This window comes from Sphingomonas sp. (assembly GCF_036388215.1).
In the GTDB taxonomy this organism is placed as follows: domain Bacteria; phylum Pseudomonadota; class Alphaproteobacteria; order Sphingomonadales; family Sphingomonadaceae; genus Sphingomonas.
The window spans coordinates 289861-312826 of the sequence record NZ_DASVSH010000033.1; the positions used below are offsets into that span (position 1 = coordinate 289861).

Sequence of the window (22966 nt, forward strand, 5' to 3'; positions counted from 1 at the left end):
TTCCTCCAGCTATTGTGGCGAAGGTACAGAGCCAGCACGACTGCGAAGAATATGATCGCCAGAATTAGCCCGTAGGCGATGACGAAACGAGTTTCGATGTGCAATACCTTGTTCGAATTCGTCTTCAACGCGCGGATGACTGATAATTTCCAGTCCTTGGAATGCCCAGCTCACGTCGATGATGGATACGCGCTGCTCCAAGGCCCGCGGGTGCGATTCGCCTGGGTATCGGGCCTTGTCTGCTCAATTGGCTGCGCCGGGGCAATCACGTCGGCTCGGGATACAGCTGAATTCCCATGTCGGCTGCCAACAGGCTAATCATCGCACATCAAACCAAGAGGGGGAGACCCAAGTCAATTCGCCCAGCTGTCCGGTCGATTCGCCCGCGAGATCCTCTCAAAAGCACACAAAAAAACGGCGCCCGTTTCGCAACGAGCGCCGTTTTTTTGAGGTTTAGAGCTTAGCCGTCGCTGTCGTTGGACAGGATAACTGCGCCACCGATGATCGCGGCAGTGGCGATAATACCGATGATAACGGCAGGAGCGGCTTCACTGCTCTTGGTCGAGCGCGACGAGAAACGTGTGCCCGTAAGCGACGTTTGCGCAGCCTTGGCGGTAGGAGTCGTCGCCGCAGCGCGCGTTCCCTCAGCCAGTGCCACCGGGCCGGTCAGCAGGGTGGCGGTGGCCACGGCGCTGATCGCAATCTTTGTAAAAGCACGCATTTATGAAACTCCCTCGTTATTGGATAATTGCAGACCGGCGGTACTCACCTTTGTTCTCCAGGGCAAGGAGATTTGCGGAAATTTTCACAGACACCGGATCCTGATCGCCGAAATCAAAATCCATGAGATGGAAACGACCGCGACGGCCGACAAAGAGCAACCGCCGGATGTTTGCTCCTGTAACCGCGCTCCCCATAAACGCCCTGGCCCGTGCGAAAGGTCCATCCGGAGCCATATAACGGGGAATCAAAATAACTTAATAACGTGGCAACGAACGGCTTACAAAAAAAGGCGCCCGTTTTGCAACGAGCGCCGTTCTAATCAATTAGCTGGTTCAGCCGTCGCTGTCGCCGTCGGTGACGACCACGATCAACAGAGCGGCGGCCGCAACGCCACCGACGATGGCGATCACGGGGATGCCCTCAGCGCCCTGGCCATTTACCTTGGTGGAGCGCGAAGAAAAGCGCGTGCCGGTAAGGGCAGTCTTGGCAGCGCTGACAGCAGGCACGTTCGCCGCAGCGCGGGTCCCGGCTACAGCCATCGGGCCGATCAGGAGGCCCGCGGTCGCTACCGCGCCGATAGCCAATTTCGTGTAATTACGCATTCCGTAGCTCCTTGTGATGGGCTTTATTGCTGCGGGGTCGAGATACCATCTTCGTTATGCAGGGCAAGGGTAATTTCATCCAAAAAGACATTGAAACGAAATATTTTCCGCATCGCACAATTCTGTTGCGTCAATGCAACGCTCTCGGCCCCATTCGAGCATATTACGGTGCCAACGCAGCATTTAACCTGGTTGCGGAGAGAATAGGAACTCCCCGGCGAATCGACGGCATCCCGAAATGACGCTAGTAACTGTGCCGCAAAGGGACAGTTCGGCCTGGTCAGGCCCCCGCTACCTGGAAACGCCGGTCTGCAACACCCAGCGACTGGAGCCTTCGAAACCCATCGCGGTGAGCCTCCCGCTCTGAAAAGCGCCTGTGTCCAATCCGATTCGATTGCTCATGACTTCGACTTCGTCCGAAATCGTGTGCCCGTGCACCACGATCTTCTCGAAGCGTCCGCGGTGGCCGAGAAAATCAGCTCGAATCCAGCGCAGGTCGTTTGATCGCTGGAGATTCAGGGGCTGGCCCGGGCGCACCCCCGCGTGGACGAACACATAGTCACCGACGACGATCATGTCTTCGAACGATTGTAGAAATTCGACATGATCTTCCGGAACGGCATCGAGAACCAGGGTCAATAGTTCTTCATAACTTGCCGCCTTGTACGCGGCCTTTGACACCCCGTAGCTCAGAATCGTGTCGCCGCCGCCGATTCGATCGAAGAATTTGAGCACTTTCGAATCGCCCGCAAGCACGGCGAGAAAGACTTCCTCATGGTTTCCCAGAAGGAAACGCGTCTTGCCCTCCGGCCGGCGTTTCGAGAGGTGCATGAGCGTCTCGACGACCTGAGCCGATTCAGGGCCGCGATCGACCAGGTCGCCCAGGAAGATAAGCGTGCCAGCATCGCCGCCGCGCAAAACGTCATCGGCTTCGATGCGCGCCAGCAATTGCACCAGCAGGTCATGACGCCCATGGATGTCGCCGATCGCATAAACCCGCTCCCCGGGAGACAATTGCGCCTGGACGGGTTTTTCATCGGGGACGCGGCGAGAAAAAAGCTTTGAAAACATTGTCGTCGATTCGGTTAGCGCCACATCCAAGGCTTCATATCCGCTCAGAGCAAAACGAAACCTAGCGGTTTTCCATTGTGCTCAAGCTTGAACGAGCGGATATCGGGCTGATGTCACCAGCCTTCAAGAGGTCCGCACCGTCCCGGTGGCGCGGCTTCGTTCGTTCAGTTGCAGCGGCGATATTGCTAACCCCCGGGATGGCCGGCGCGGCGGCGCAGGAGCAATCGGGCGACATCGCGTTATTCGAAGCCATTCGTCAGGCGGATCTGAAGGTGGCGAGCATCGGCTGGCGACTGGCCTCGGCCAACGCCCCCTTATGCGATCAGATCGAAGCCGGATTTGGGTTCCAGCTTCATACTCTGGATCAGTTCGACCCGGCACAGCGAGCGGCCGCGCGGGCGCATTTCGGCTTTGAAACGCGGGTCGCCATAGAAGCAGTGATAGCCGGCTCTCCCGCCGAACGCGCTCAGCTCAAGCCCGATGATTCGCTCGTGCAGGTCGGGACGGTGATGATCGCGGATGTAGCGGGCAGGCCGGATTCCACCGAACGAATGGTCGCCGCGCAAATGGCGATCGCGGCCTTGTCCCCCAACGAGCCCGTCCAAGTCGTAGCGTTGCGGGCGGGTCAGACCATTCGCGTAACTCTCCAACCCGTGCCGGTCTGTAAATCGCGGTTCGAGATGCGGATTGCTCGCGATTGGGGTGCCTCTGCCGATGGGTCTATGGTGCAGATCAGTTCGCGCTTGATCGAAGAATATACCGAGGATCAGATCGCCGGAGTGATGGCGCACGAGCTGGCGCACAATGTTTTGCGTCACCGTGTTCGGCTTGAGGCGCGGGGCGCGAGCTTCGGGATGCTTTCAGGGTTCGGCGCCAACGTGAAATACTTCCGCCAGACTGAGCTTCAGGCCGATCTGCTCTCGGTCTATTTGCTCGGGAACGCCGGCTATCCGCTTCACGCATCCACCGATTTCTGGCGCAGGTTCGGGCCCAGCAAGGCCGGCGGCATCCTGCGCAGCCGCTCGCACCCGGCCTGGCGCGACAGGGTCGCGACGCTCGAGGCCGAGATCGCAAAGGCCGAGACGATCTCCGCGCGACCGATGATTCCCGCAATCCTTGCCGAGCGCGACCGCCCGCTCGACGGCAATTGGCAAGCGCTGCTCATTCGCCACCGTTAAGCCTGCCGCGATCACGGCGGCAGGGCCCGCCGCGAATTTCAACGATCAGACGGCGATCCTGAGCGGGGCGCTGGGCATTGCCCGCGGCTGATCTGGCCAGATGCCTCGTGTGTCGTAGACCTGCTTGTCGGAGCGCTCGTCGAGCGGAATGGACTTGAACACGTCGTGATCGACCAGCGGAATCAGAATGCCGCAGCTCTCGAGCGCGGTATCGACATCGGTAAGCGTCGCGCCAGTGCCGTCGAACGCCTTCGGCAATTCATTTGCATAGGGCTCGACAATCGCAATGCGCGCACCGAAGCGCGCGGCCAGCGCCGCGGCGACCTTGAGTGCCGGGCTCTCGCGAAAATCGTCGATATTGGCCTTGAAAGCCAGGCCCAGGCACGCAACCCGGGCGTGCCGGTCAGCTTCGATCATCGCCGTTGCTCGGGCGATCACGTGCTCGACCTTGCCGTCATTCACTTCGCGCGCTGTGCGGATCAGCGGCGTCGATTCGGGCGCGGCGCTGATGAGGAACCAGGGATCCACCGCAATGCAATGCCCGCCCACGCCAGGGCCGGGCGACAGGATATTCACGCGCGGATGGCGGTTGGCGAGGCGAATGACTTCCCAAACGTCCACGCCCATTTTCTCGGCGACGATGCTCAGTTCGTTGGCGAAGGCTATGTTGACGTCGCGGAATGCATTTTCGCTGAGCTTGGTCATTTCCGCCGCCTTGGCGGTAGTGGTGACGCAGGCGCCGCGCACGAAGCGGCGATAGAATTGCAGCGCCTTGCGCGCGCAGCGCGGCGTCATCCCGCCGATGACGCGGTCGTTGTCGATAAGCTCGACCAGGATGCGCCCCGGCAACACGCGTTCGGGGCAATAGGCGATCGCAACGTCGGCGCTGCCAGTGCATTGACCCGGGATCTTCAGATCCGGCCGCAACTGCGACAGCAATTGAGCGACCTTCTCCGTGGTGCCCACGGGCGAAGTCGATTCGAGGATCACCACGTCGCCAGCCTTGAGCACGATCGCGACGTTGGTGGCGGCATTGAGCACATAGCCGATGTCTGGGGCGTGGTTTTCCTGAAAAGGCGTGGGGACGGCGATCACGAACACGTCCGCAGGCTCGATCTGAAGCGAGGCGCGCAAATTGCCGCGGGCGACTACGCCAGAGACGAGCGCATCGAGATCGATCTCCTCGATATGCACCTTGCCCGAATTGACGGTGTCCACAACGCTCCGGTGCACATCGATGCCGAGCACGCTGGCCCCGGTACGGGCGATCACCGCGGCCGTGGGAAGTCCGATATAGCCCAGGCCGAGAACCGCGACCTTGAGCTCTGAATCCGAAACCATGCGCAACGATCTCCGCAACCAGCCAGGGCATGGTGCGGACGCGCGCCATTCCCGAAGAGGCGGCATGATGGCCGACTAGCGTTGATATTTCGGAAACGTCCCGCCCACGGCGCGCACGTCCAGCGGTCTCAGGGGTGCATTCTCACATCAAGGATCTTTGTGGTCAGAAGCCAAAGCTGTTGGCGACGATCCGTGCAATGCGTGCCGAGGCGTGTCCGTCACCAAACGGATGGTGCGCGCGCGCCATTGCCGAGTAGGCGGCAGGATTGTCGAGAAGCGTCGATACTTCGGCGACGATCCGCGCCTCATCGGTGCCGACCAGCTTCGCCGTGCCCGCCTCGACGCCCTCCGGCCGCTCGGTCGTCTCACGCATCACGAGTACCGGCTTGCCGAACGCAGGGGCTTCTTCCTGTACGCCTCCGGAATCGCTCAGCACGACTTCACACATGCCCAGCGCGCGAATGAAGTGCGGATAATCGAGCGGATCGATGCGCGCGATATTGGGCCGCTCGCCCAGCACTTCGTCCATCGCTGCCACGACATTGGGATTGGGGTGCATCGGAAACAGGATCGCCGCGTCTTCGCGGTCGGCAATCCGGGCGAGCGCCCGAGCGATACTCTCCATGCCCCCGCCGAAATTCTCGCGGCGGTGCGTGGTCACCAGCACGATCCGCTTGCCCGCAAAGCGCTGGGCTATGCCGTCGAGTCCCGCGGCAAGCGTCGGATCGGCGGCAATTCGCTCCCGGGTGGCCAGCAGGGCGTCTATGACCGTGTTGCCGGTGACATGGATCGTGGACGGGTCGATATTCTCCTTTCGCAGCGCCTTCGCAGCAGTCTCCGTCGGCGCGAAATGCTGGTCTGCGATGGGCGCCACGATGCGCCGGTTCACTTCCTCCGGCCATGGCTGGTAGATGTCGGCCGAGCGCAGGCCTGCTTCCACATGACCGACCGGAATTTTGCGATAGTAGGAAGCGAGGGCGCCGACCATGGCAGTCGCCGTGTCGCCCTGGACCAGCACGCGGTCGGGCTTTTCCGATTCGATCACCTCGCCCAGGCTGGTCAATAGCGTCGCCGTCAGCCCTTCCAACGACTGCCCGGGTTTCATCAATCTGAGGTTGATGTCCGGGGTGAGGCTCGCGATCGCGAGCACCTGGTCCAGCAACCCCTGGTGCTGCCCGGTCACACATGTCCTGACCTCGATGCCCGGTTCCGCGGCAAGCGCGTGGATGACGGGAAACAGCTTGATCGCTTCCGGCCGAGTTCCGAACACCACCAGGACGCGCTTCCTTGCCATGCTGACCGACTAACGCCCTTGTCTGACCAGATGGTTACCGTGCATCGAGTTAGGTGCTGTTCGCCGGCCTAGTCCAGGTCGATGGCCACTCGAAACCGCTCACCTTCCAGCTCCTGGAAGATCAGTGCATAGGGCGTGGGTCCCTCGAACTCCCAGCCCGCCTCGGCGAAGGCCGCTTCGATGGCAGACCGCACATCGGGGATCGCAAGCAGCCCCTCATCCTCTCCATTTCCGAAGAATGCCAGTGGCTTACCGTCCAGCACCGGCCATTCGAAGGGGTTGAAGCAAGCGACGCCGGGGGTGCGCTGAAGAAGCTCGGCTGCCAGCTCGGGATCGGCTTCGTGCAGTTCGATGTCCTGCAAGGCGAAGTGCTCGTCATCGAGAAATCTTGCGAGTTCGCCGTCCGCTATGCAGCGGGCACAGGCGCTCGGGCTCTGCTTCGCGAAAATACTGCCGGTGTATTTCCACACGCAGGGGCGCGAGCAGACGTCGCACACATCTGCGGACCGCTCAAAAATGTGTCCGTGCTCATAGGCGTGCGGATTGAACCGGAAATAGGGCTGATGATCGTCCATGGGGCCTCCTGGACGCATCTTCCGCATTCCCACGATGGACGCAATGGGACGCCTGGGATCGGAGGATCAGCGCCGCGGCTGTTCCTCCGCCCGACTCCGCCGATGACTGGACGCAGTTGCCTCGAACCGGCGTTCCGACATAATGGAACGACCTTGACCCGGGGATACCATGAGCTTTCGACTGTTCCTGCCCATCCTCGCCATCGCCGCATGTGCCGACAATGCGGGCAACGTCAGCGAGAACCGATCGAACCAGGATAGCGCGCTGGTGTCGCGTCCCGCCGATGCGCCCCCTTCCGACGTCAACGATGTGATCGGCGCCACGCCCGGGCCTTGCGGGTCTACGCGTGCAACCGCCTTTCTGGGCAAAACCTACCACCCTGAGCTGGACGCGGAACTGATGCGGGTCAGCGGAGCCACGGCGATACGGCGCATTCGTCCCACCGGGGAGGACGCAGCCGAAGGGCCGATCGTCGATCGGCGGATGAACGTGGTCCTCAACGACTCTGGCCAGATCATCATGCTCGACTGCGGCTAGGCTCAGCTCCTTCTATGCGTCGTCCTGCGCGTAGCGGATGAGGCGATTGCACCGCTCTTCCTCCGTCGCATGCGCCCCTTCGGCGGTGGACGCATAGTCTTCGATGACCTCGCGAGCGACAAATGTCTCGAGGAAATAATCATAGCGCCTTCCATCCCGGACCACCGGCTCGGTGGTGTCCGGCGCGGGCGTGACGAGGATGGCTTCCGCATTGCCTGACCATTCAGGTGCGACGTAGATCGTCGTGTCTTCGTCGCTCCACTCTGAAGCGCTACGCAGAAGCTCAATCAAGCGCATCTCCGTCTCCACCTTCAACCTGGGCCAAACCGCCCGTCCATGTCTGCTGGCTGCGGGGCGGATTTTGCACACCGCCGTCAGCGGGCGTATAGCGACAGTATCGAAGCGTCTGCCCTTTCCGTTAAGCTACGTTAAATACTGCGAAATATAGTTGCAACGTTTCGAATGGATGGGGACGAAACATGGGCTGCCAATATCGCGCTAAGCTGAACCGATCCGCGGCCCTTACTGTGCTGCTGCTGGCGGCCGCTTGCAGCAGCGGGGGCGGGGGCGGGGGCGTGAACACGCCGCCCCCGCCGACGCCGGCTCCGACCTCGACGCCCACGCCAACGCCAACGCCAACGCCGGTTGCAACGCCGACCCCGACGCCCGCCCCGACACCCACGCCCACCGCGGTTTATGACACTGCCGAATATCGCGCGACTGCGGGAGCGGTGTCGATGAGCGCGCTCACCGCCTATAATCGCGGGGGCACGGGCTCGGGCATTCGCGTTGGCGTGATCGATTCTGGGATCGACTTGCAGAGCTCCGAATTCGGCGATTGTTCGGGCGGGGTCGGCACCGGCACGTGCCGGATCACCAGCTTCTCGCGCAGCACTGCTGGCAATGCCTCGATAGACGACGAAGGCGGGCATGGCACCGCGGTCGCGTTCACCATCGCCGGCCGGCGCAATGACGCGGGAACGCACGGAGTCGCCTTCGACGCGCAATTGATCGTGGCGCGGGCCGACAGCCCCGGAAGCTGCGCCACCGAAAGCTCGAGCGACGAAGATGCCGGCTGCAGCTTTGGGGACACCGCGATTGCGCTGGGGCTTGACGCGGCTCGTGAGGGTGGCGCGCGCGTGGTCAACATCTCGCTCGGAGGCGATGCGCCCAATTCCCGGCTGCTTCAGGCGGTCAGCGATGCCACCGCGGCCGGGATCGTCATTGTGATCTCGGCGGGCAATGACGGAACCAAGCCTGAGGGCGCCAACCCCGATGCCTTCGCCGCGGGCATGGCCGGAAGCGCCGGCGCGCGTAATCTCGTGATAATCGCAGGCTCGGTGAATACGGCCGACCAGATTTCGAGCTTCAGCAATCGCGCGGGGACGGGCGCCAGCACCTATCTCACTGCGGTGGGCCAGAGCGTGCGCGCCCCGGACGAGAACAATACGCCATTCCTCTGGTCGGGTACGTCCTTCTCGGCGCCCCAGATCGCGGGCGCTGTAGCGCTGCTCGCGCAGGCATTTCCCACGATGACCGGCGCGCAGATCGTCCAATTGCTCTTCACCACGGCGCGCGACGCCGGTGCGGCGGGGATCGACCCGGTCTATGGCCGCGGCGTGCTCGATCTCGCGCGTGCGTTCCAGCCGGTGGGCACCACTTCGTTGCCCGAATCGCGGGCAGCGACGTCGGATAATTTCAACGCCGCCCTTTCCGCACCGATGGGCGACGCGGCGCAAGGTTCGCTCGGCGTCGTGGTGCTCGACGGGTTCGACCGAGCCTTCGCCACCGATCTCGCGCGCTCGATCCGCCGCCAGGGCGCGGGGCGGCAATTGCCGCAGCTGATGGCCTCGCGCCAGCGCAGCTTTGCGGTCGGCGCGAACGACTTGAGGGTCGCGGTGTCGCTGGTGCCGACGAGCGATGCGATCCGCATCGAGCGCCTGGGCATCGGCAGCCACGATGCCACCAGGGCGCGGGTCCTGGCCGGATCGGTCGCCGCCCGCCTGGGAAGCAAGGCGCAGTTCGCGATCGGGGCGTCGGAAGGCGTCAACACGCTTTCGGCACGCCTCGCCGGCCGTGCGGAGCCGGCGTTTCTCGTCGCGAGCGATCCCACGCACGGCTCGGGATTCGACGCGGACGTGAAGGGCTCGCTCGCCGTCCGCCGCCAGCTCGGGGCCTGGGCGCTGACGCTGGGGCAGGAGGCTGGAGACGTGCTTACCCGGCGCGACACGCAGTTCGAGGCGCTGCGCCGGAGACCCGAGCGCTTCGGCTATTCCCGCACCACGATGGGGCTGGACCGCGCCTTTGGCGGGCTGCGCGCCGGTCTGTTGGTTACGCATCTGAACGAAGCCGACACGCTGCTCGGAGCGCGCTTCTCCGGAGCCCTGGGCGCTACGCGGGCCGACACGGTGTTCGTCGATATCGCCGCTCGCTACGAGATGGGCGGTGACTGGAGCCTGGGGGGCTCGATGCGCCAGGGCTGGACCATGGCGCGGCTGCGCGGTGGGGTGGAGGGATCTGGGACGGTTCGCACCAACGGTTTCTCCGCAGATCTCGGCAAGGTGGGGCTGCTCGCGCCCGGCGACCGCTTCGGGCTTCGGATCGCCCAGCCGCTGCGAGTCGCATCGGGAGGGATCGACCTGAGGCTGCCGCAGGGCTGGGACTATTACAGCCGGAGCGTGGATAGCTGGAAGGTGTCTCGCCTCAACCTTGCGCCGACCGGGCGGGAAATGGATTTCGAGCTGGCCTATGGCTGGTCGTTCCTCGGCGGTGACGTCAGCACCAATCTGTTCCTCCGCCGCCATCCGGGGAATTTCGCCACCATGCCCACCGACAGGGGCGCGGCGGTGCGAGTCAATTTTGGCTTCTGATGGGCCCCAAGCTACGCGCGTGTTTGCGCGGATCGGCGGCGGCGGCTAAGCGGCTCGCTCGCGTGCAACCCAGAAGGACGTTATGCCGATCAAGCCGCTTCGCAAGGCCGTGTTCCCCGTAGGCGGGCTCGGCACGCGCTTCCTGCCCGTCACTAAGGCTATGCCCAAGGAAATGCTGCCGGTCGTCGATCGGCCGCTGATCCAATATGCAGTCGACGAAGCGATCGAAGCCGGGATCGAGCAGATGATCTTCGTCACCGGGCGCGGGAAGTCCGCGATCGAGGACCATTTCGACATCGCCTATGAGCTGGAGACGACGATGGCCGCGCGCGGCAAGTCGCTCGACGTGCTCGATGCTACCCGGCTCAGGCCCGGCGCCGTCGCCTATGTGCGCCAGCAGGAGCCGATGGGGCTGGGCCATGCCGTCTGGTGCGCGCGCGACATCGTCGGCGACGAGCCCTTCGCGGTGCTGCTCGCCGACGATTTCATGGCGGGCGCTCCCGGCTGCCTCAAGCAGATGGTCGATGCGTACAACCAGACCGGCGGCAACATGATCTGCGCGATGGAAGTGCCCGAGGACGCCACCGACAAATACGGCATCATCACGCCGGGCAAGCGCGATGGGGCGCTCACCGAAGTGAAGGGCCTGGTCGAAAAGCCCGCGAGCGGCACCGCGCCCTCGAACCTGGCGGTGATCGGCCGCTACATCCTCCAGCCCGAAGTGATGCGCGTGCTGGAAGGGCAGGGCAAGGGCGCGGGCGGCGAGATCCAGCTCACCGACGCGATGGCCCGCATGATCGGCAGCCAGCCCTTCCACGGCCTTACTTTCGACGGTGTCCGCTACGATTGCGGCGACAAGGCCGGTTTCATCCAGGCGAACATCGCAGTGGCGCTGGGCCGCGAGGATATCGGTCCGGCGGTTCGCGAGTTCATCGCTTCGCAGGGGTAAGGCGCGGCGCGTCGCGAAAGGTTAGTAAAGTTAGGCCAAGAACGGCCTTTCACGAGCTGTCGGTGTCACGATGTCAAAGAGCGGTCGGGGACTACCGACCGGCTCAGCCAAGCATCTGAAATCCTACATTGCAAGGGGGTTGAACAGTGGCTTCGGTTGGAACGGTCGGTGCAAACGCATGCTGCGATCAGTTACATTCTGCCCTAGCTGCTGACTTTTCATTTTATCGGTTGATCCAGAAAAGGCAGCGTTGTTCAATGAGCGCCAAAAACGACGGCTAGTACTGTTCTGCGTGGCCCTATTAAGCCAAGCACCCATTCGGGGAATACAGCATTCGGCGTAGCAACGCTGGGGCGCAGGAGAGACCGCTCATGAAGCTTCGTGGCATAAAGCAGCACTGGTCCATTGCACCCTTCGCGGAGATCGAGCTGCCGAGCCTTACGGTGCTGGTGGGGATAAACGGTGCGGGCAAAACCCATCTGCTCGATGCCATTGCGCAAGGGAGCGTGCATAATGATGTCGCCCCGATCCCAATGCCTAGTGAACTGCATCCCCCTGCCCCGCGGGTACCGGGGACGCCGGGGATGCCAGGGGGCGCCACCTCCCCCGAGATAACTGTCCTGTCCAACTCCGATAATATGCACGAATTCTCGACCGGATTGGGGACTGACGCGGCGCAACTTGTATCGGGGTGGGGCCGACCCGAACCCCCCAACCTTCCTGCAAAGCTGGTGGCAGCACATCTTGAAGCTCAGGAGTCGCTCACCGAAGCCGAGCGCCACTCGCCCATTCACTATTTGCCGTTAATCTCCCCCAAGATCGATCCGGTTGTGATGACGCGCATCCACTCTCACGCAGCTAGCCTCGGCAAGTCACCAGGTGCGCTTACCAAACAGGAATTTGAGCAGGCAGTTCGTGGGGGAGGCGAACCCTTGTTCAGCGTGACCATCATCCGTTCAATGCTCAACTATCGCGATAGGCGGTGGCGCAATACTTTCAAACTTACCGAGGATGCGCGCGACGGCACCAGTACCGGCCTTCTGTGGGCCGATTTCGAGGCTAGCTTTGGGCCGCCACCTTGGCAGCAAGTTTCCGCTGCGCTTGCCGAGTTCGGCCTTCCTTTCGAAGTGGCCGCTCCCCCCAATGACCCAACCCAGCCTGTGCAATTGTTCCTCCTTAAGCGGGGCACTGCGGAACCGATCCAGTTTCAACTTTTGTCGACAGGAGAGCAGGTGCTAGTCCGCTTTGTGCTTTCTCTCTTCAAGGCGAATGACGAGTTCAGCAACGTCACGCTGCCCAAGCTGCTCTTGATCGACGAGCTCGACGCTTCGCTGCACCCATCGGCCGTGCGTCGTTGGCTCGAGACTATCAGCAACGTGGTCGTCGATCAGCTCGGCATAACGGTCGTGCTCTCCACACATTCCCCGACGACGGTGGCGATTGCCCCGGAGGGCTCAATTTTTGAACTGACCGAGGCCGACCGCGTACCCCGTCAGGTCACTAAGCAGCATGCAATTGATCAACTCACCGTCGGTCTGCCTATAATTTCGATCGACTTCTCGGGCCAGCGACAGGTCTTCGTCGAGAGTGGCATCGACGTGACCCAATACTCTAGGTTGCCCCCATTGTCAAGGCGATGGCCGAGGTGCCTACAGTATTCGGAATGCTCGACTGGGATGAGCATCATAACCCGTCGAATAAAATCAAGGTTCTCGCCCATGGGACTCATTACACCAAGGAGAATGTGCTACTTGACCCACTCTTAATCGCGGTATTACTGATGCGCGACACCAAATTAAAGATGAATTTTCCCCTAACACTGCCGAAATTGGTTTCAGCCTCATCCGCGAAACTTCAGGCGCTCGCCGACGTAATCATGGAAATGCTCGAGTTAGACGGAGAACCGGAGCACCGCCATTATCTCGGCGATTTCACGATTTCGGCACCTTGTCAGTATCAGCGGATGAAGGGCCACGCACTCGAGGAGCGGATCAAAGTCAAGGTACCGCAAGTCGGCAGCTACGTTACCGGCGGCAACCGGCTGATCGACGCCTTAATAAGCAACGTCATCGCAGACTACCCCGAGTTTACCCCACAACCAATCGTAGATGTATTCCGGGAGCTAGCGGGGGGCGGTAACGGGAAGGTAGAGTCCTATTGAAGCCGCTCAGAACTCGGTAGCGTGCGCTCGAAATTTATCCCGCGCCTTTTATGGCGAAATGTTGGAAAGTTAGTCGTCAGCAGTCAGTCCGCTTCTGGCATTCGCCTCAGACTGCTCCACAACTGAGTTGAAAGCACCCGTCGCTAGCACTCCCTCCGGTCTCAGGCGCGCACGACCTTCTCGCTGACGATGCTCGCCCGGCCGCATGCGTTGCGCGTGTCGATGACGAGCGACGCCGCATCGACGAGCGCCGCATAATCGACCGAATCGTGATCGGTTGAGATCAGCACTGCGTCGTATTCGGCGATCACCGAGGGATCGAAGGAAACGCTTTTGCGGAAATTGAGAGTGGGGTGCTCGCGGGTATTGTCGATTTCGGGCACGTGGGGATCGTGGAAATCGGCGGTCGCGCCGCGGGCTTCGATCATCTCCATCAAGCGGAGGGACGGGCTCTCGCGGATATCGGCGACGTTTTTCTTGTAGGCGGCGCCCATGACCAGCACGCGCGCGCCGCGCAGGCCGCGGCCGGTGCGCGCATCCAGCGTATCGGCAAGCACGCGGACTACATGCTCGGGCATGGCCGCGTTGATCTGGCCCGCCAGCTCGATGAAGCGGGTGTGCTGATTGAACTCACGCGCTTTCCACGTGAGATAGAAGGGGTCGATCGGGATGCAATGCCCGCCCAGGCCTGGGCCCGGATAAAAGGGCATGAAGCCAAAGGGCTTGGATTTGGCGGCGTCGATCACTTCCCAGATATCGATATCCATCGCAGTGAAGATCAGCTTCAGTTCGTTGACCAAGGCGATATTGACCGCGCGGAACACGTTCTCGGTGATCTTGACTGCCTCGGCGGTCGCCGCGGAGGACACAGCGATCGTCTGGGGAACGACGTGCCGGTACAGCGCGAGCGCGAGATCCGCAGAGAGCGGATCGTCCGCGCCCACTACCTTGGGTATCTTGGCGGTCGAATAGGTCACATTGCCCGGGTCTTCGCGCTCCGGCGAATAAGCGAGGTAAAAGTCACGCCCCGCGCGCAGGCCCCCAGCCTCCAGGATCGGCTGCATCACTTCGCGCGTCGTGCCGGGATATGTAGTGGATTCCAGGATCACCAATTGCCCGCGGCGCAGGCTGCGCGCGATCGCGCGCGTAGTCTCCACCACATAGGCCAGATCGGGCTCCAGATGCCGGGAAAGCGGCGTGGGCACGCAGATCACCACCACATCGGCTTCGCCCAGCCGACCGAGATCGGCGGTGGCGCGCAGCGTGGCATCGTTCACCAATGCGGCGATGCGGCTGCTCTCGACATGGTCGATATAGGTGCGGCCCGCCTCCAGCGCGTCGATCTTGCCCCGGTCGATATCGAAGGCGAGGACGGGGCATCCAGCCTCGCCGAACGCCACCGCGAGCGGAAGCCCGACATAGCCCATGCCGACGACGCCGATGGTCGCGGCGCCCGATTCGATCCGCGCCTGAAGCTTCAGGCCGTGCGCCGGCCATTCGATACTCATAGCGATCCCCGCTTAAATCCGGAGGCCTTCATCGCGCAGGACCCGTTTCAATCCTGCTAACGCGGCGAAAACCATGCGCGCGCGGGAGATATCGCTAAAGGGCGTCGCCGGCGTAGCGCTCGCGATACCAGGAAACGAATTTCGCAACGCCTTCTTCGGGCGAAGTGGAGGGCACATAGCCGGTGAGCCGCTTGAGCAAGGCGGGCGAGGCCTGGGTGGCGGGCACGTCGCCTTGCTGCATCGGCATGAAATTCCTGATCGCCCGCTTGCCCAGTGCGCGCTCGATCGCGCCGATATAATCCATCAATTTGGTGGGGCGACCCTGGCCGATATTCACCACGCGGAAGGGTGCCACCGGGGAGAGGCTGTCGCCCTCCACCGGATCGCTGCCCGGAACCGCCGCGGCCAGCTTCACGATCGCCGTGGCGAGATCGTCGATATAGGTGAAATCGCGCACCATATCGCCATTGTTGTACACATCGATCGCCTCACCCGCGACGATCGCCCTGGTGAATTTGAAGAGCGCCATGTCCGGCCGGCCCCAGGGGCCATAGACCGTGAAGAAGCGGAAAAAGGTCATCGGCATCTTGAAGAGGTGCGCATAGCTGTGCGCCATCAGTTCGGTCGCGCCCTTGGTGGCCGCATAGAGGCTCAGCGGCGTCGCGGTGCGCTGCATCTCGTCGAACGGCATGTCGGTATTCGCGCCATAGACCGAACTGGTCGAGGCGGCGAGGAGATGCTGCGGCGGATGATGCCGTGCCAGTTCGAGCACGTTGAACGTGCCGATCAGGTTTGCGCCGACATAGGAGTCCGGCGCGTCGATCGAGTAGCGCACGCCGGCCTGCGCGGCGAGGTGGATGACTATATCGGGCTTGAATTCGCGCCAGGCGGCACCGAATGCCTCGCGGTCCTCGATCGACACGCGGGCCACCGAGAAATCCGGGTGGTTCGCCAGCATGTCGTTGCGCGCTTCCTTGAGCGCGACATCGTAATAGTCGGAGAAATTATCGACTCCGAGCACCGTTGCGCCCTGCTGAAGCAACAGGCTGCTGGTGTGGAAACCGATGAAACCGGCGGAGCCGGTAACCAGAACGCGCTTGCCCCTCATTCGCCCCTGCCCTTGCCCGCTGCGCCGCAACCCGTACAGCCCGCATCTTTCGGAAGGGTAAGCATGCGGAAGCGCAGGGCCAGCGCATCGACCAGCAGCAGCTTGCCCGCGGAATCCTCGCCGAACGGGGCGACCGCGCGGATAGCTTCGAGGGCGGCGAGGCTGCCCATCACGCCGGTGAGCGCGCCCAGCACGCCCTGTTCGGCGCAGGTGACGCCTTCGCGCCCGGGGTCGCTTCCGACGAAACAGCGATAGCAGGGCTTGTCCGCCTCCCAGCCGCGGAACACGCCGAGCTGGCCTTCGAACTCGGCCACCGCCGCGGAGACCAGCGGGATGCGGAGATCCAGCGCGGCGTCGGCGACGGCCAGGCGCGTTTCGAAATTGTCGCAGCCGTCGAGAACCACGTCATGCGCTTCGAGCAGGTTATGGACATTGTAGCGGTCGATGCGGCTTTCGATGCCGACGACATGGACATGCGGGTTGAGCGCGCGCACGCGCTCGGCCGCTACTTCGGCCTTCGCGCGGCCGGCATCGGCGGTGCCGAACAGCGTCTGGCGCTGGAGGTTCGAGAGATCGACCCGGTCGTCATCGGCGATCGTCAGGCGGCCGATGCCGGCGGCGGCGAGATACTGGATCGCGGGCGAACCGATGCCGCCCGCGCCGATCACCAATATGCTTGCCGCCTTGAGCCGCGCCTGTCCGCCGCCGCCCATCTCGCGCAGCACGATATGGCGGGCGTAGCGTTCGAGTTCTTCATCGCTCAGGGTCATATGCCCGTCGAGCCGAAGCCTCCCGCGCCTCGGTCGGTCTGGTCGAGGCTATCGACTTCGGCCAGGTCGGCGTGTTGGACAGGCGCGGGGACGAGTTGTGCGATCCGGTCTCCGCGTTTGATCGGGAAGGCCTCGCTGCCGAGATTGGCGAGGATCACCTTCACTTCGCCGCGATAGTCGCTGTCGATCGTGCCCGGCGTGTTCAGGCAAGTGATGCCGTGCTTGAGCGCCAGCCCCGATCGCGGGCGGACCTGGACTTCGTAACCGTGCGGGATCGCCATGGCGAAGCCGGTGGCGACGGCGTGGCGCGCGCCGGGGGCGAGGACCAGATCCTCCGCGGCAACCACGTCCATGCCGGCAGCGCCGCTGGTCGCATAAGCGGGGAGGGGCAATCCTTCGCCGTGGGGGAGCCGCTGAAGGGCTATGCGGATCGGCTGCATCTCAGTTTGTCCCCAGTGCATCGGCGATCCGCTCCGCCAGCCGCCGGGCGACTTCGCTCTTGGGCAGCCGCTCCCAGCTTTCCACGCCAGCCGCGGTGACGAGATGGACGGTGTTGGCGTCGCCGCCCATCACATCGCCCGATACGTCGTTGGCGACGATCCAGTCCGCGCCCTTGCGCTCGCGCTTCGCGGTGGCGTGTTCGATCACGCGCTCGGTCTCGGCGGCGAAGCCGATGACGAGCGGCGGACGGTGCGGGCTCCTGGCAAGCATCGCGAGGATATCGGGATTTTCGGATAAGGCGAGGCGGGGCGGGGCGTCGCCTTTCTTGATCTTCTGGTCCGCCGCCTCCGCACGCCAGTCGCCCACGGCCGCCACCATGACAGCGGCATCGGCGGGCAGCACCCGCGCGACGGCGTTGGCCATGTCCTGCGCGGTCTCAATCTGGATGCGGGTAACCCCGGGAGGCGTAGGCAGCGTGACCGGGCCACTGACCAGCGTCACCTTCGCGCCCAGCGAAGCGAGCGCGCCGGCAATGGCGTAGCCTTGCCGTCCGGACGAGCGGTTGGCGATGTAGCGCACCGGGTCGATCGGCTCGTGCGTGGGTCCTGCGGTGACGAGCACATGCTTGCCGCGCAACCTATCTACCGCTCGTCCTGAGCTTGTCGAAGGACCGCTCTCCGCCGCGCTTGCGGGTGGGCACCCTTCGACAGGCTCAGGGTGAGCGGAGAGATGGTTCTGGATCACGGCGAGGATCGCTTCGGGCTCGGGCAAGCGCCCCGGGCCATATTCGCCGCACGCCATCGGACCCTGGTCAGGCTCGATCACCGTCACGCCATCGCCGCGCAGCGCGGCGACGTTGCGGCGCGTCGCCGGGTGCTGCCACATCCGCACGTTCATCGCGGGGGCGGCGAGCACGGGCTTGTCGGTGGCGAGCAGGAGGGTGGTGGCGAGATCGTCCGCGATCCCCGCCGCCATCTTCGCCATCAGATCCGCGGTGGCAGGGGCGACCACGACCAGATCGGCTTCGCGGCTGAGCTGGATATGGCCCATCTCGGCCTCGTCCTTGAGGTCCCAGAGCGTGGTATGGACCTGGTTCTCGCTGAGCGCCGCCAGCGTCATCGGCGTGACGAAATGCTGTCCGCCTGCGGTGAGCACGCATTTCACGCCGATCCCGGCCTTGCGGCACAGACGGATCAACTCGCAAGCCTTGTAAGCCGCGATGCCGCCGCCGACGATGAGGAGGATGCGCTTCATCGCGGCACCCTTGTCACCGTGATGCGCCTTTTGTCGAGTGACTGGCGCACGAGGTCGCGGATGCCGGCGGGGGCGAAGAGCAGGCCGAGGAGGAAGACCGGCGCGGTCATCAGTCCCCAATAAAAGGTGTCCAGACGCGCGAAGACGCCGATCGCGGCGGCATAGGCTGCGAGCATCGCGAACATGCGCAGCCCCAAGGTGTCGCTCCAACTTGCCCAGCCGAAGAGCGAGAGGCCGACAAGGAGCGCCCCGGCCCAGATCGGCATCATGTACAGCCCGGTCGCAAGCGTCACGGTCTTCACGAAGAAGCCGAAGCCCAGCAGCCCGGCCCATCCGGGCGAGGCGGGGTCGGTTGGCCCGGTGACGCCCGCCACCGCCCAGGCATGCGCGCCCAGCGCCGCGGCGAACAGCCCCAGCGCCAGGCCCCAGCCGAGCGCCTCGCGCCGTTCGCCTTCGGTCCAGGCGAACACGGCCATGATCACGACATAGAGCGCGGCGGTCTCGCGGATCAGCATCGCGGCAAGGCCGATCGCCACCGCCTCGATCCAGCGTCCCGGCCGGCGGAGCGCGAGCGACAGGGCGATCAGCAAGGCGGCCCATATCTCGTGGAAGGGTGCCAGCTCGGCTTGCAGGAACACCAGCAGCGATCCCAGCATCAGGACTAGTGCGGCGACTGTCGGGAGGGGGCGGGTAAGCTCGCCACGCAGCCGATCGGCCCAGGCTCCCGCGACGCAAAGCACCAGCGCGTACAGTAGATAGCGCACGGGCAGCCAGTGCGGGACCGCGGCCAGCGCACTCGCCAGCGCGGGCATGCGGAAGGTGAAGAAGGGCCGCAACGGATATTGCCCGGCGCGGAGCGCGTCGGCGGCGGCGACATAGTAATTCTCGCCGCCACGGACGGCAGCGACGATCTTCTCGTAGAGCGCCAGGTCGGTCTGCCCCGTCTCGGCCGCTGTGGCCGCGCCGATCGCCCCGGGATCGGGCACGGCAAGCGCGGTCAGGCAGGCGGCGAGCAGGAATGCGAGGAGCACCAGCCCAAGCCGCGCGCGGCCACGCGAAAGTCCCGCGAAGCGCGATCGAGTGGTCAACCAGGGGAGCGCGGCAAGCTGGGCCATGAGCATCTGCGACCTACACGCAGCGCCGAGCGAGTGTCGAGGGGGATGACAGGCTGCATATCTGCGCATAGGCTGAATGCAGGTCGCGGTCCGACACGGGGGTTCGAATGCTATTGCTCGCTACTGCGCTGCTGGGCTTGGCCGATCCCGTCGATCTGCGGCGGTGGAAGGAAGTCACGCTGCCGGGCGCGCCCTTTCAGATCGATGTGCCGCCCAAGGCGCTGGTGGCCAGCGAGCGGGTCGATCAGGGCATCCGCTACAAGACATGGAAAACCGAACACGGCTTCTTATCGGTCGAAATCCATCTCGTTGACCGCAGCGCAAATGTCACCGACGCACCGCGCCGGTTTCTCGAGCTGGTGGGCGGCTCGATGATCAAGGACAAGAAGAACCCCACTGCGAAGGTCACGGACACGACCATGCTTGGCTATCCGGCAGCAAAGCTGGAAGTGGAGTTCGATTTTCCTTCGGGCGACCGCTATCACCTGGAAGAAGTGTTGATCCGCGTCGGGCAGGACGACTGGAGCATCCAGACCTCGCGACTTGCCAACGGCAATCTCGGAGCCAGCGCGGATGCGGAAGAGGATCATATCTTCGCCTCGGTCCGCGCGCCTGTGGCGAAGCCGGTGCTGATTCCGCTCGCAGCCGGGCGAATGAAGATGAGCGTGCCTGCCCCCGCCGTGGCCGCGAACGAGCCGATCGCCGGCGAATGGGCCACCCTGCTCGATAAATGGACGACCTATACGATCGACGACAAGAAGGGCACGCAGGTCTGGGTCTATCATATGCGCTCCAAACCGGGGAAACCGCTCAACCCCCGGGCGCTGGGGGACATGATGGCGCAGCAAGCGGTGACGATGGGCTTTTCGACCAAGAAGCGGCTGATTTTCGAGCAGTCAGTAGGCGGAACGACCGGCTATGTCGGCCAGGGCGCCGAGCGCACCAAATATGGTGATGGAGCAGTGCGGATCATCACGTTCGGAAACGGAGACGACCTGTGGGGCGTTTTCGGCGCCGGGCCGAATTCAGCGCGTACCGAGACGATGTTCGACGACATGGCAAAGTCGATCGTCATCGCCCCCTGAGCGACGCGCCGGGCTGCTTATAGGCTGTTCCGGCGCCCTCTAACTGAACAGACTCTAGCCCAGCAGCCAGACCGTGAGCACCGCGCTCAATGCCGCCGCGGCCATCGCGACAGCGATGTAGCGCCAGCCACCCCCGACGCGAATCACTTCAATCTCGCGCAGCGGCGGAGCGGGCGGGGCACCCCCCGGAGCGGGAAAGCGGAGTTCGATGTTACGGATCAGTTCCGGCAGCCGGGCCAGCGTGCGCAGGTCTGTGACGATGCGGTCGGCAATCGCGGCCTCCGGACCCAGCTCGGTGCGGATCCATTCGCGCACGAAGGGGGCCGAGGTTTCCCAGAGATTGATATCGGGATCCAGGCCGCGCGCGACGCCCTCCACCATCACCATCGTCTTTTGCAGCAGCAGCAGATGCGGCTGGGTCTGCATGTCGAAATCGCGGGTGATGTTGAACAGCCCGTCGAGCATGGCGCCGACCGACATGTCCTTGACCGGCAGCCCGCGCATCGGCTCACCGACCGCGCGAAGGGCCGTGGCGAACTCGGCGACATTATGGTGCGGCGGCACATAGCCGGCTTCGAAATGGATTTCGGCGACGCGCTTATAATTGCCGGTGATCAGGCCGTAGAGAATCTCGGCGAGCCATACGCGCGCGCGGCGATCGATGCGGCCCATGATACCGAAATCGATCGCAGCGATATGGCCGTCGGGGAGCGCGAAGAGGTTCCCCTGGTGCATATCGGCGTGGAAGAAGCCCTCGGCGATCGCCTGGCGCAGGAAGGCGCGGATGAGCTTGCCCGCCAGCGCGGTTGTATCGTGGCCTGCGGCGATCAGCGCCTCGCGGTCCGAGAGCTTGATGCCGTCGATCCATTCGAGGGTGAGCACCTTGCCGGTGGTGCGCTGCCAATCGATCGCGGGAACGAAGAAATCGGGCTCGGCCTGCATGCCCTCGGCGAGTTCGGAAGCGGAAGCGGCTTCGCGGCGCAAATCGAGCTCGCGCGCGGTCCAGCGCTTGAAGGTCTCGATGATCATGCGCGGGCGCAGGCGGCTCGCTTCGCCGCCCATGCCCTCGACCTGGGCGGCCGCCCATTCATAGGTTTCGATCGCCCGGGCGAACTCCGCCTCGATGCCGGGGCGCAGCACCTTGACCGCGACATGAGCGCCTTCGGGCGTCACTGCACGGTGGACCTGGGCGATCGAGGCCGCGCCGATCGGCACTTCGTCCACGCTGGCGAACAGGCTTTCCAATGGCCGCCCGAAGCTCGCTTCGATGCGCTGGCGAATCACCGCGAACGGAACCGGCGGCAGCGCGTCCTGCAGTCGCAGCAGATCATGCGCAGCTTCCTCGCCGACCAGATCGGGGCGGGTCGCCAGCGTCTGGCCGAGCTTGATCGCGGCGGGGCCGATCTCCTGGAATGCGTCGGCATAGCGCGGCACTGCGGGGATGCGCGCGCCGAACCGCGCAAGCCTGGCCACCCGGCGGACGGGGCGCGGCGTGTTGGGATCGCGCTCGATCCCGCGCAGTGCGCCGTGCCGCGCGAGGATGCGTCCCCATTTCAGGAGGCGCCAGAGATGGATCGCGGGGGCGGTCACCGGGGGCTCAAATCTTCCAGCCGCTGTGAATCGCGACCATGCCGCCGAGCAGGGGCTCGACCCTGGTCTGCGTGAAGCCTGCCTCGCGGATCATCTTCTCGAACTCGGGCATCGGCGGGAAGCGGCGGATCGATTCGACGAGATAGCGATAGCTGTCCGCGTCGTTCGCGAGCAGCTTGCCCAGCCTGGGCACGAGGTGGTGCGAATAGGCGTCGTAAATCTGTCCGAAGCCGGGCCACTGCGTGGTCGAGAATTCGAGGACATAGAAGCGCCCGCCGCGCTTGAGCACGCGGTGCGCTTCGCGGAGGGCCCTGGGGATGTCGGTGACGTTGCGGATGCCGAAGGCGATCGTATAGGCGTCGAAGAACCGCTCGGGGAATTGCAGGCTCTCGGCGTTCGCTTCGGTCCAGACCAGGCTGCCGGTGTCGGGCTTGCGCCCGTTGGCGATCCCGCGTGCCGCCGCGCGCTCTATGCCGACAGCCAGCATCTCGGGATTGATGTCCGCCACCGTGATCGCCGCGCCGGAAGGGGCCATGCGGAAGGCGATGTCGCCGGTGCCGCCGGCCATGTCGAGGATGTGCTCGCCGGCCCGGGGCTTTACGCGGCGGACGAACAGGTCCTTCCACAGCCGGTGCAGCCCGCCGGACATCGCGTCGTTCATCAGGTCGTATTTCGACGCGACGTTCGAGAAGACCTCGCCCACGCGGCGAGTCTTGTCTTCGGGGGCGATGTCTTCGTAGCCGAAGGATACGGTGTCTGGCATGGCGGTGCTCTAGCGGTGGCGAAGGGGCGG

General features: G+C 63.9%; 22 protein-coding genes. 7 read left to right on the plus strand and 15 right to left on the minus strand.

All coding sequences use genetic code 11. From position 1 onward, the window contains the following. Positions 1 to 460 precede the first annotated feature (460 nt). The 3 genes from VF617_RS15605 to VF617_RS15615 form a co-directional block, all read right to left on the minus strand. Positions 461 to 721: a hypothetical protein gene (locus tag VF617_RS15605; protein WP_331015828.1), complete on the minus strand. Its 261-nt coding sequence runs from the start codon at positions 719 to 721 to the stop codon at positions 461 to 463. 334 nt (positions 722 to 1055) lie between these two features. Continuing rightward, positions 1056 to 1325, minus strand: coding sequence for a hypothetical protein (locus tag VF617_RS15610; RefSeq protein WP_331015829.1), 270 nt, complete (start codon positions 1323 to 1325; stop codon positions 1056 to 1058). Positions 1326 to 1616: 291 nt separating this feature from the next. Then, complete coding sequence (locus VF617_RS15615; protein WP_414714074.1) at positions 1617 to 2396, minus strand: metallophosphoesterase family protein; 780 nt, start codon at positions 2394 to 2396, stop codon at positions 1617 to 1619. A 182-nt stretch (positions 2397 to 2578) separates the two neighbouring features. Here VF617_RS15615 and VF617_RS15620 point away from each other — a divergent pair, with 182 nt between their 5' ends. Next, positions 2579 to 3574: a M48 family metallopeptidase gene (locus tag VF617_RS15620; RefSeq protein ID WP_331015831.1), complete on the plus strand. Its 996-nt coding sequence runs from the start codon at positions 2579 to 2581 to the stop codon at positions 3572 to 3574. Between the two features lie 45 nt (positions 3575 to 3619). On the opposite strand, the gene wecC is transcribed toward VF617_RS15620, so the two are convergent. The 3 genes from wecC to VF617_RS15635 form a co-directional block, all read right to left on the minus strand. After that, on the minus strand, positions 3620 to 4915 hold the full coding sequence (gene wecC / locus VF617_RS15625; protein WP_331015832.1) for a UDP-N-acetyl-D-mannosamine dehydrogenase: 1296 nt from the start codon (positions 4913 to 4915) through the stop codon (positions 3620 to 3622). A 163-nt stretch (positions 4916 to 5078) separates the two neighbouring features. Beyond that, positions 5079 to 6209, minus strand: coding sequence for a non-hydrolyzing UDP-N-acetylglucosamine 2-epimerase (gene wecB, locus VF617_RS15630; protein ID WP_331015833.1), 1131 nt, complete (start codon positions 6207 to 6209; stop codon positions 5079 to 5081). A gap of 68 nt (positions 6210 to 6277) precedes the next feature. Further along, positions 6278 to 6784: a CbrC family protein gene (locus VF617_RS15635; protein WP_331015834.1), complete on the minus strand. Its 507-nt coding sequence runs from the start codon at positions 6782 to 6784 to the stop codon at positions 6278 to 6280. A 169-nt stretch (positions 6785 to 6953) separates the two neighbouring features. Between VF617_RS15635 and VF617_RS15640 the strand changes: the two genes are divergently transcribed. Continuing rightward, positions 6954 to 7322, plus strand: coding sequence for an I78 family peptidase inhibitor (locus VF617_RS15640; protein ID WP_331015835.1), 369 nt, complete (start codon positions 6954 to 6956; stop codon positions 7320 to 7322). A 12-nt stretch (positions 7323 to 7334) separates the two neighbouring features. On the opposite strand, the gene VF617_RS15645 is transcribed toward VF617_RS15640, so the two are convergent. Continuing rightward, positions 7335 to 7619 (minus strand): hypothetical protein, encoded by a 285-nt coding sequence (locus VF617_RS15645; protein ID WP_331015836.1) that lies wholly within the window; start codon positions 7617 to 7619, stop codon positions 7335 to 7337. Positions 7620 to 7897: 278 nt separating this feature from the next. Here VF617_RS15645 and VF617_RS15650 point away from each other — a divergent pair, with 278 nt between their 5' ends. The 4 genes from VF617_RS15650 to VF617_RS15665 all read left to right on the plus strand — a co-directional run bounded on the left by VF617_RS15650 (position 7898) and on the right by VF617_RS15665 (position 13302). Beyond that, positions 7898 to 10192, plus strand: coding sequence for a S8 family peptidase (locus tag VF617_RS15650; RefSeq protein ID WP_331015837.1), 2295 nt, complete (start codon positions 7898 to 7900; stop codon positions 10190 to 10192). A gap of 82 nt (positions 10193 to 10274) precedes the next feature. Then, the gene (galU, locus tag VF617_RS15655) at positions 10275 to 11141 is read left to right on the plus strand and encodes a UTP--glucose-1-phosphate uridylyltransferase GalU (RefSeq protein ID WP_331015838.1); all 867 of its coding nucleotides are present in this window, start codon (positions 10275 to 10277) and stop codon (positions 11139 to 11141) included. A gap of 371 nt (positions 11142 to 11512) precedes the next feature. Beyond that, positions 11513 to 12907 carry an ATP-binding protein gene (locus tag VF617_RS15660; protein ID WP_331015839.1) on the plus strand — a complete coding sequence of 465 codons (1395 nt, stop codon included), beginning with the start codon at positions 11513 to 11515 and terminating at the stop codon, positions 12905 to 12907. 14 nt (positions 12908 to 12921) lie between these two features. Continuing rightward, a complete protein-coding gene (locus VF617_RS15665; protein WP_331015840.1) occupies positions 12922 to 13302 on the plus strand; it encodes a hypothetical protein in 381 nt (126 codons plus the stop codon). 161 nt (positions 13303 to 13463) lie between these two features. On the opposite strand, the gene VF617_RS15670 is transcribed toward VF617_RS15665, so the two are convergent. The 6 genes from VF617_RS15670 to VF617_RS15695 all read right to left on the minus strand — a co-directional run bounded on the left by VF617_RS15670 (position 13464) and on the right by VF617_RS15695 (position 19504). Continuing rightward, the gene (locus tag VF617_RS15670; protein WP_331015841.1) at positions 13464 to 14810 is read right to left on the minus strand and encodes a nucleotide sugar dehydrogenase; all 1347 of its coding nucleotides are present in this window, start codon (positions 14808 to 14810) and stop codon (positions 13464 to 13466) included. A 94-nt stretch (positions 14811 to 14904) separates the two neighbouring features. Next, the gene (locus VF617_RS15675) at positions 14905 to 15918 is read right to left on the minus strand and encodes an NAD-dependent epimerase/dehydratase family protein (protein ID WP_331015842.1); all 1014 of its coding nucleotides are present in this window, start codon (positions 15916 to 15918) and stop codon (positions 14905 to 14907) included. Beyond that, positions 15915 to 16688 (minus strand): molybdopterin-synthase adenylyltransferase MoeB, encoded by a 774-nt coding sequence (locus tag VF617_RS15680; RefSeq protein ID WP_331015843.1) that lies wholly within the window; start codon positions 16686 to 16688, stop codon positions 15915 to 15917. The genes VF617_RS15675 and VF617_RS15680 overlap by 4 nt, the downstream gene beginning before the upstream one ends. Continuing rightward, positions 16685 to 17128 (minus strand): dUTP diphosphatase, encoded by a 444-nt coding sequence (dut, locus tag VF617_RS15685; protein WP_331015844.1) that lies wholly within the window; start codon positions 17126 to 17128, stop codon positions 16685 to 16687. Before dut ends, VF617_RS15680 begins: the two co-directional genes overlap by 4 nt. A 1-nt stretch (position 17129) precedes the next feature. Continuing rightward, on the minus strand, positions 17130 to 18383 hold the full coding sequence (locus VF617_RS15690) for a bifunctional phosphopantothenoylcysteine decarboxylase/phosphopantothenate synthase (RefSeq protein ID WP_331015845.1): 1254 nt from the start codon (positions 18381 to 18383) through the stop codon (positions 17130 to 17132). Further along, positions 18380 to 19504 carry a hypothetical protein gene (locus VF617_RS15695; RefSeq protein WP_331015846.1) on the minus strand — a complete coding sequence of 375 codons (1125 nt, stop codon included), beginning with the start codon at positions 19502 to 19504 and terminating at the stop codon, positions 18380 to 18382. Before VF617_RS15695 ends, VF617_RS15690 begins: the two co-directional genes overlap by 4 nt. Before the next feature lie 101 nt (positions 19505 to 19605). Between VF617_RS15695 and VF617_RS15700 the strand changes: the two genes are divergently transcribed. Beyond that, complete coding sequence (locus VF617_RS15700) at positions 19606 to 20583, plus strand: hypothetical protein (RefSeq protein WP_331015847.1); 978 nt, start codon at positions 19606 to 19608, stop codon at positions 20581 to 20583. Positions 20584 to 20637: 54 nt separating this feature from the next. Here VF617_RS15700 and ubiB read toward each other — a convergent pair whose 3' ends face one another. Both ubiB and VF617_RS15710 read right to left on the minus strand, forming a co-directional pair. Further along, positions 20638 to 22173, minus strand: coding sequence for a 2-polyprenylphenol 6-hydroxylase (ubiB, locus tag VF617_RS15705; protein WP_331015848.1), 1536 nt, complete (start codon positions 22171 to 22173; stop codon positions 20638 to 20640). A gap of 7 nt (positions 22174 to 22180) precedes the next feature. Further along, positions 22181 to 22936, minus strand: coding sequence for a class I SAM-dependent methyltransferase (locus VF617_RS15710; protein ID WP_331015849.1), 756 nt, complete (start codon positions 22934 to 22936; stop codon positions 22181 to 22183). Between the last annotated feature and the right edge of the window lie 30 nt (positions 22937 to 22966).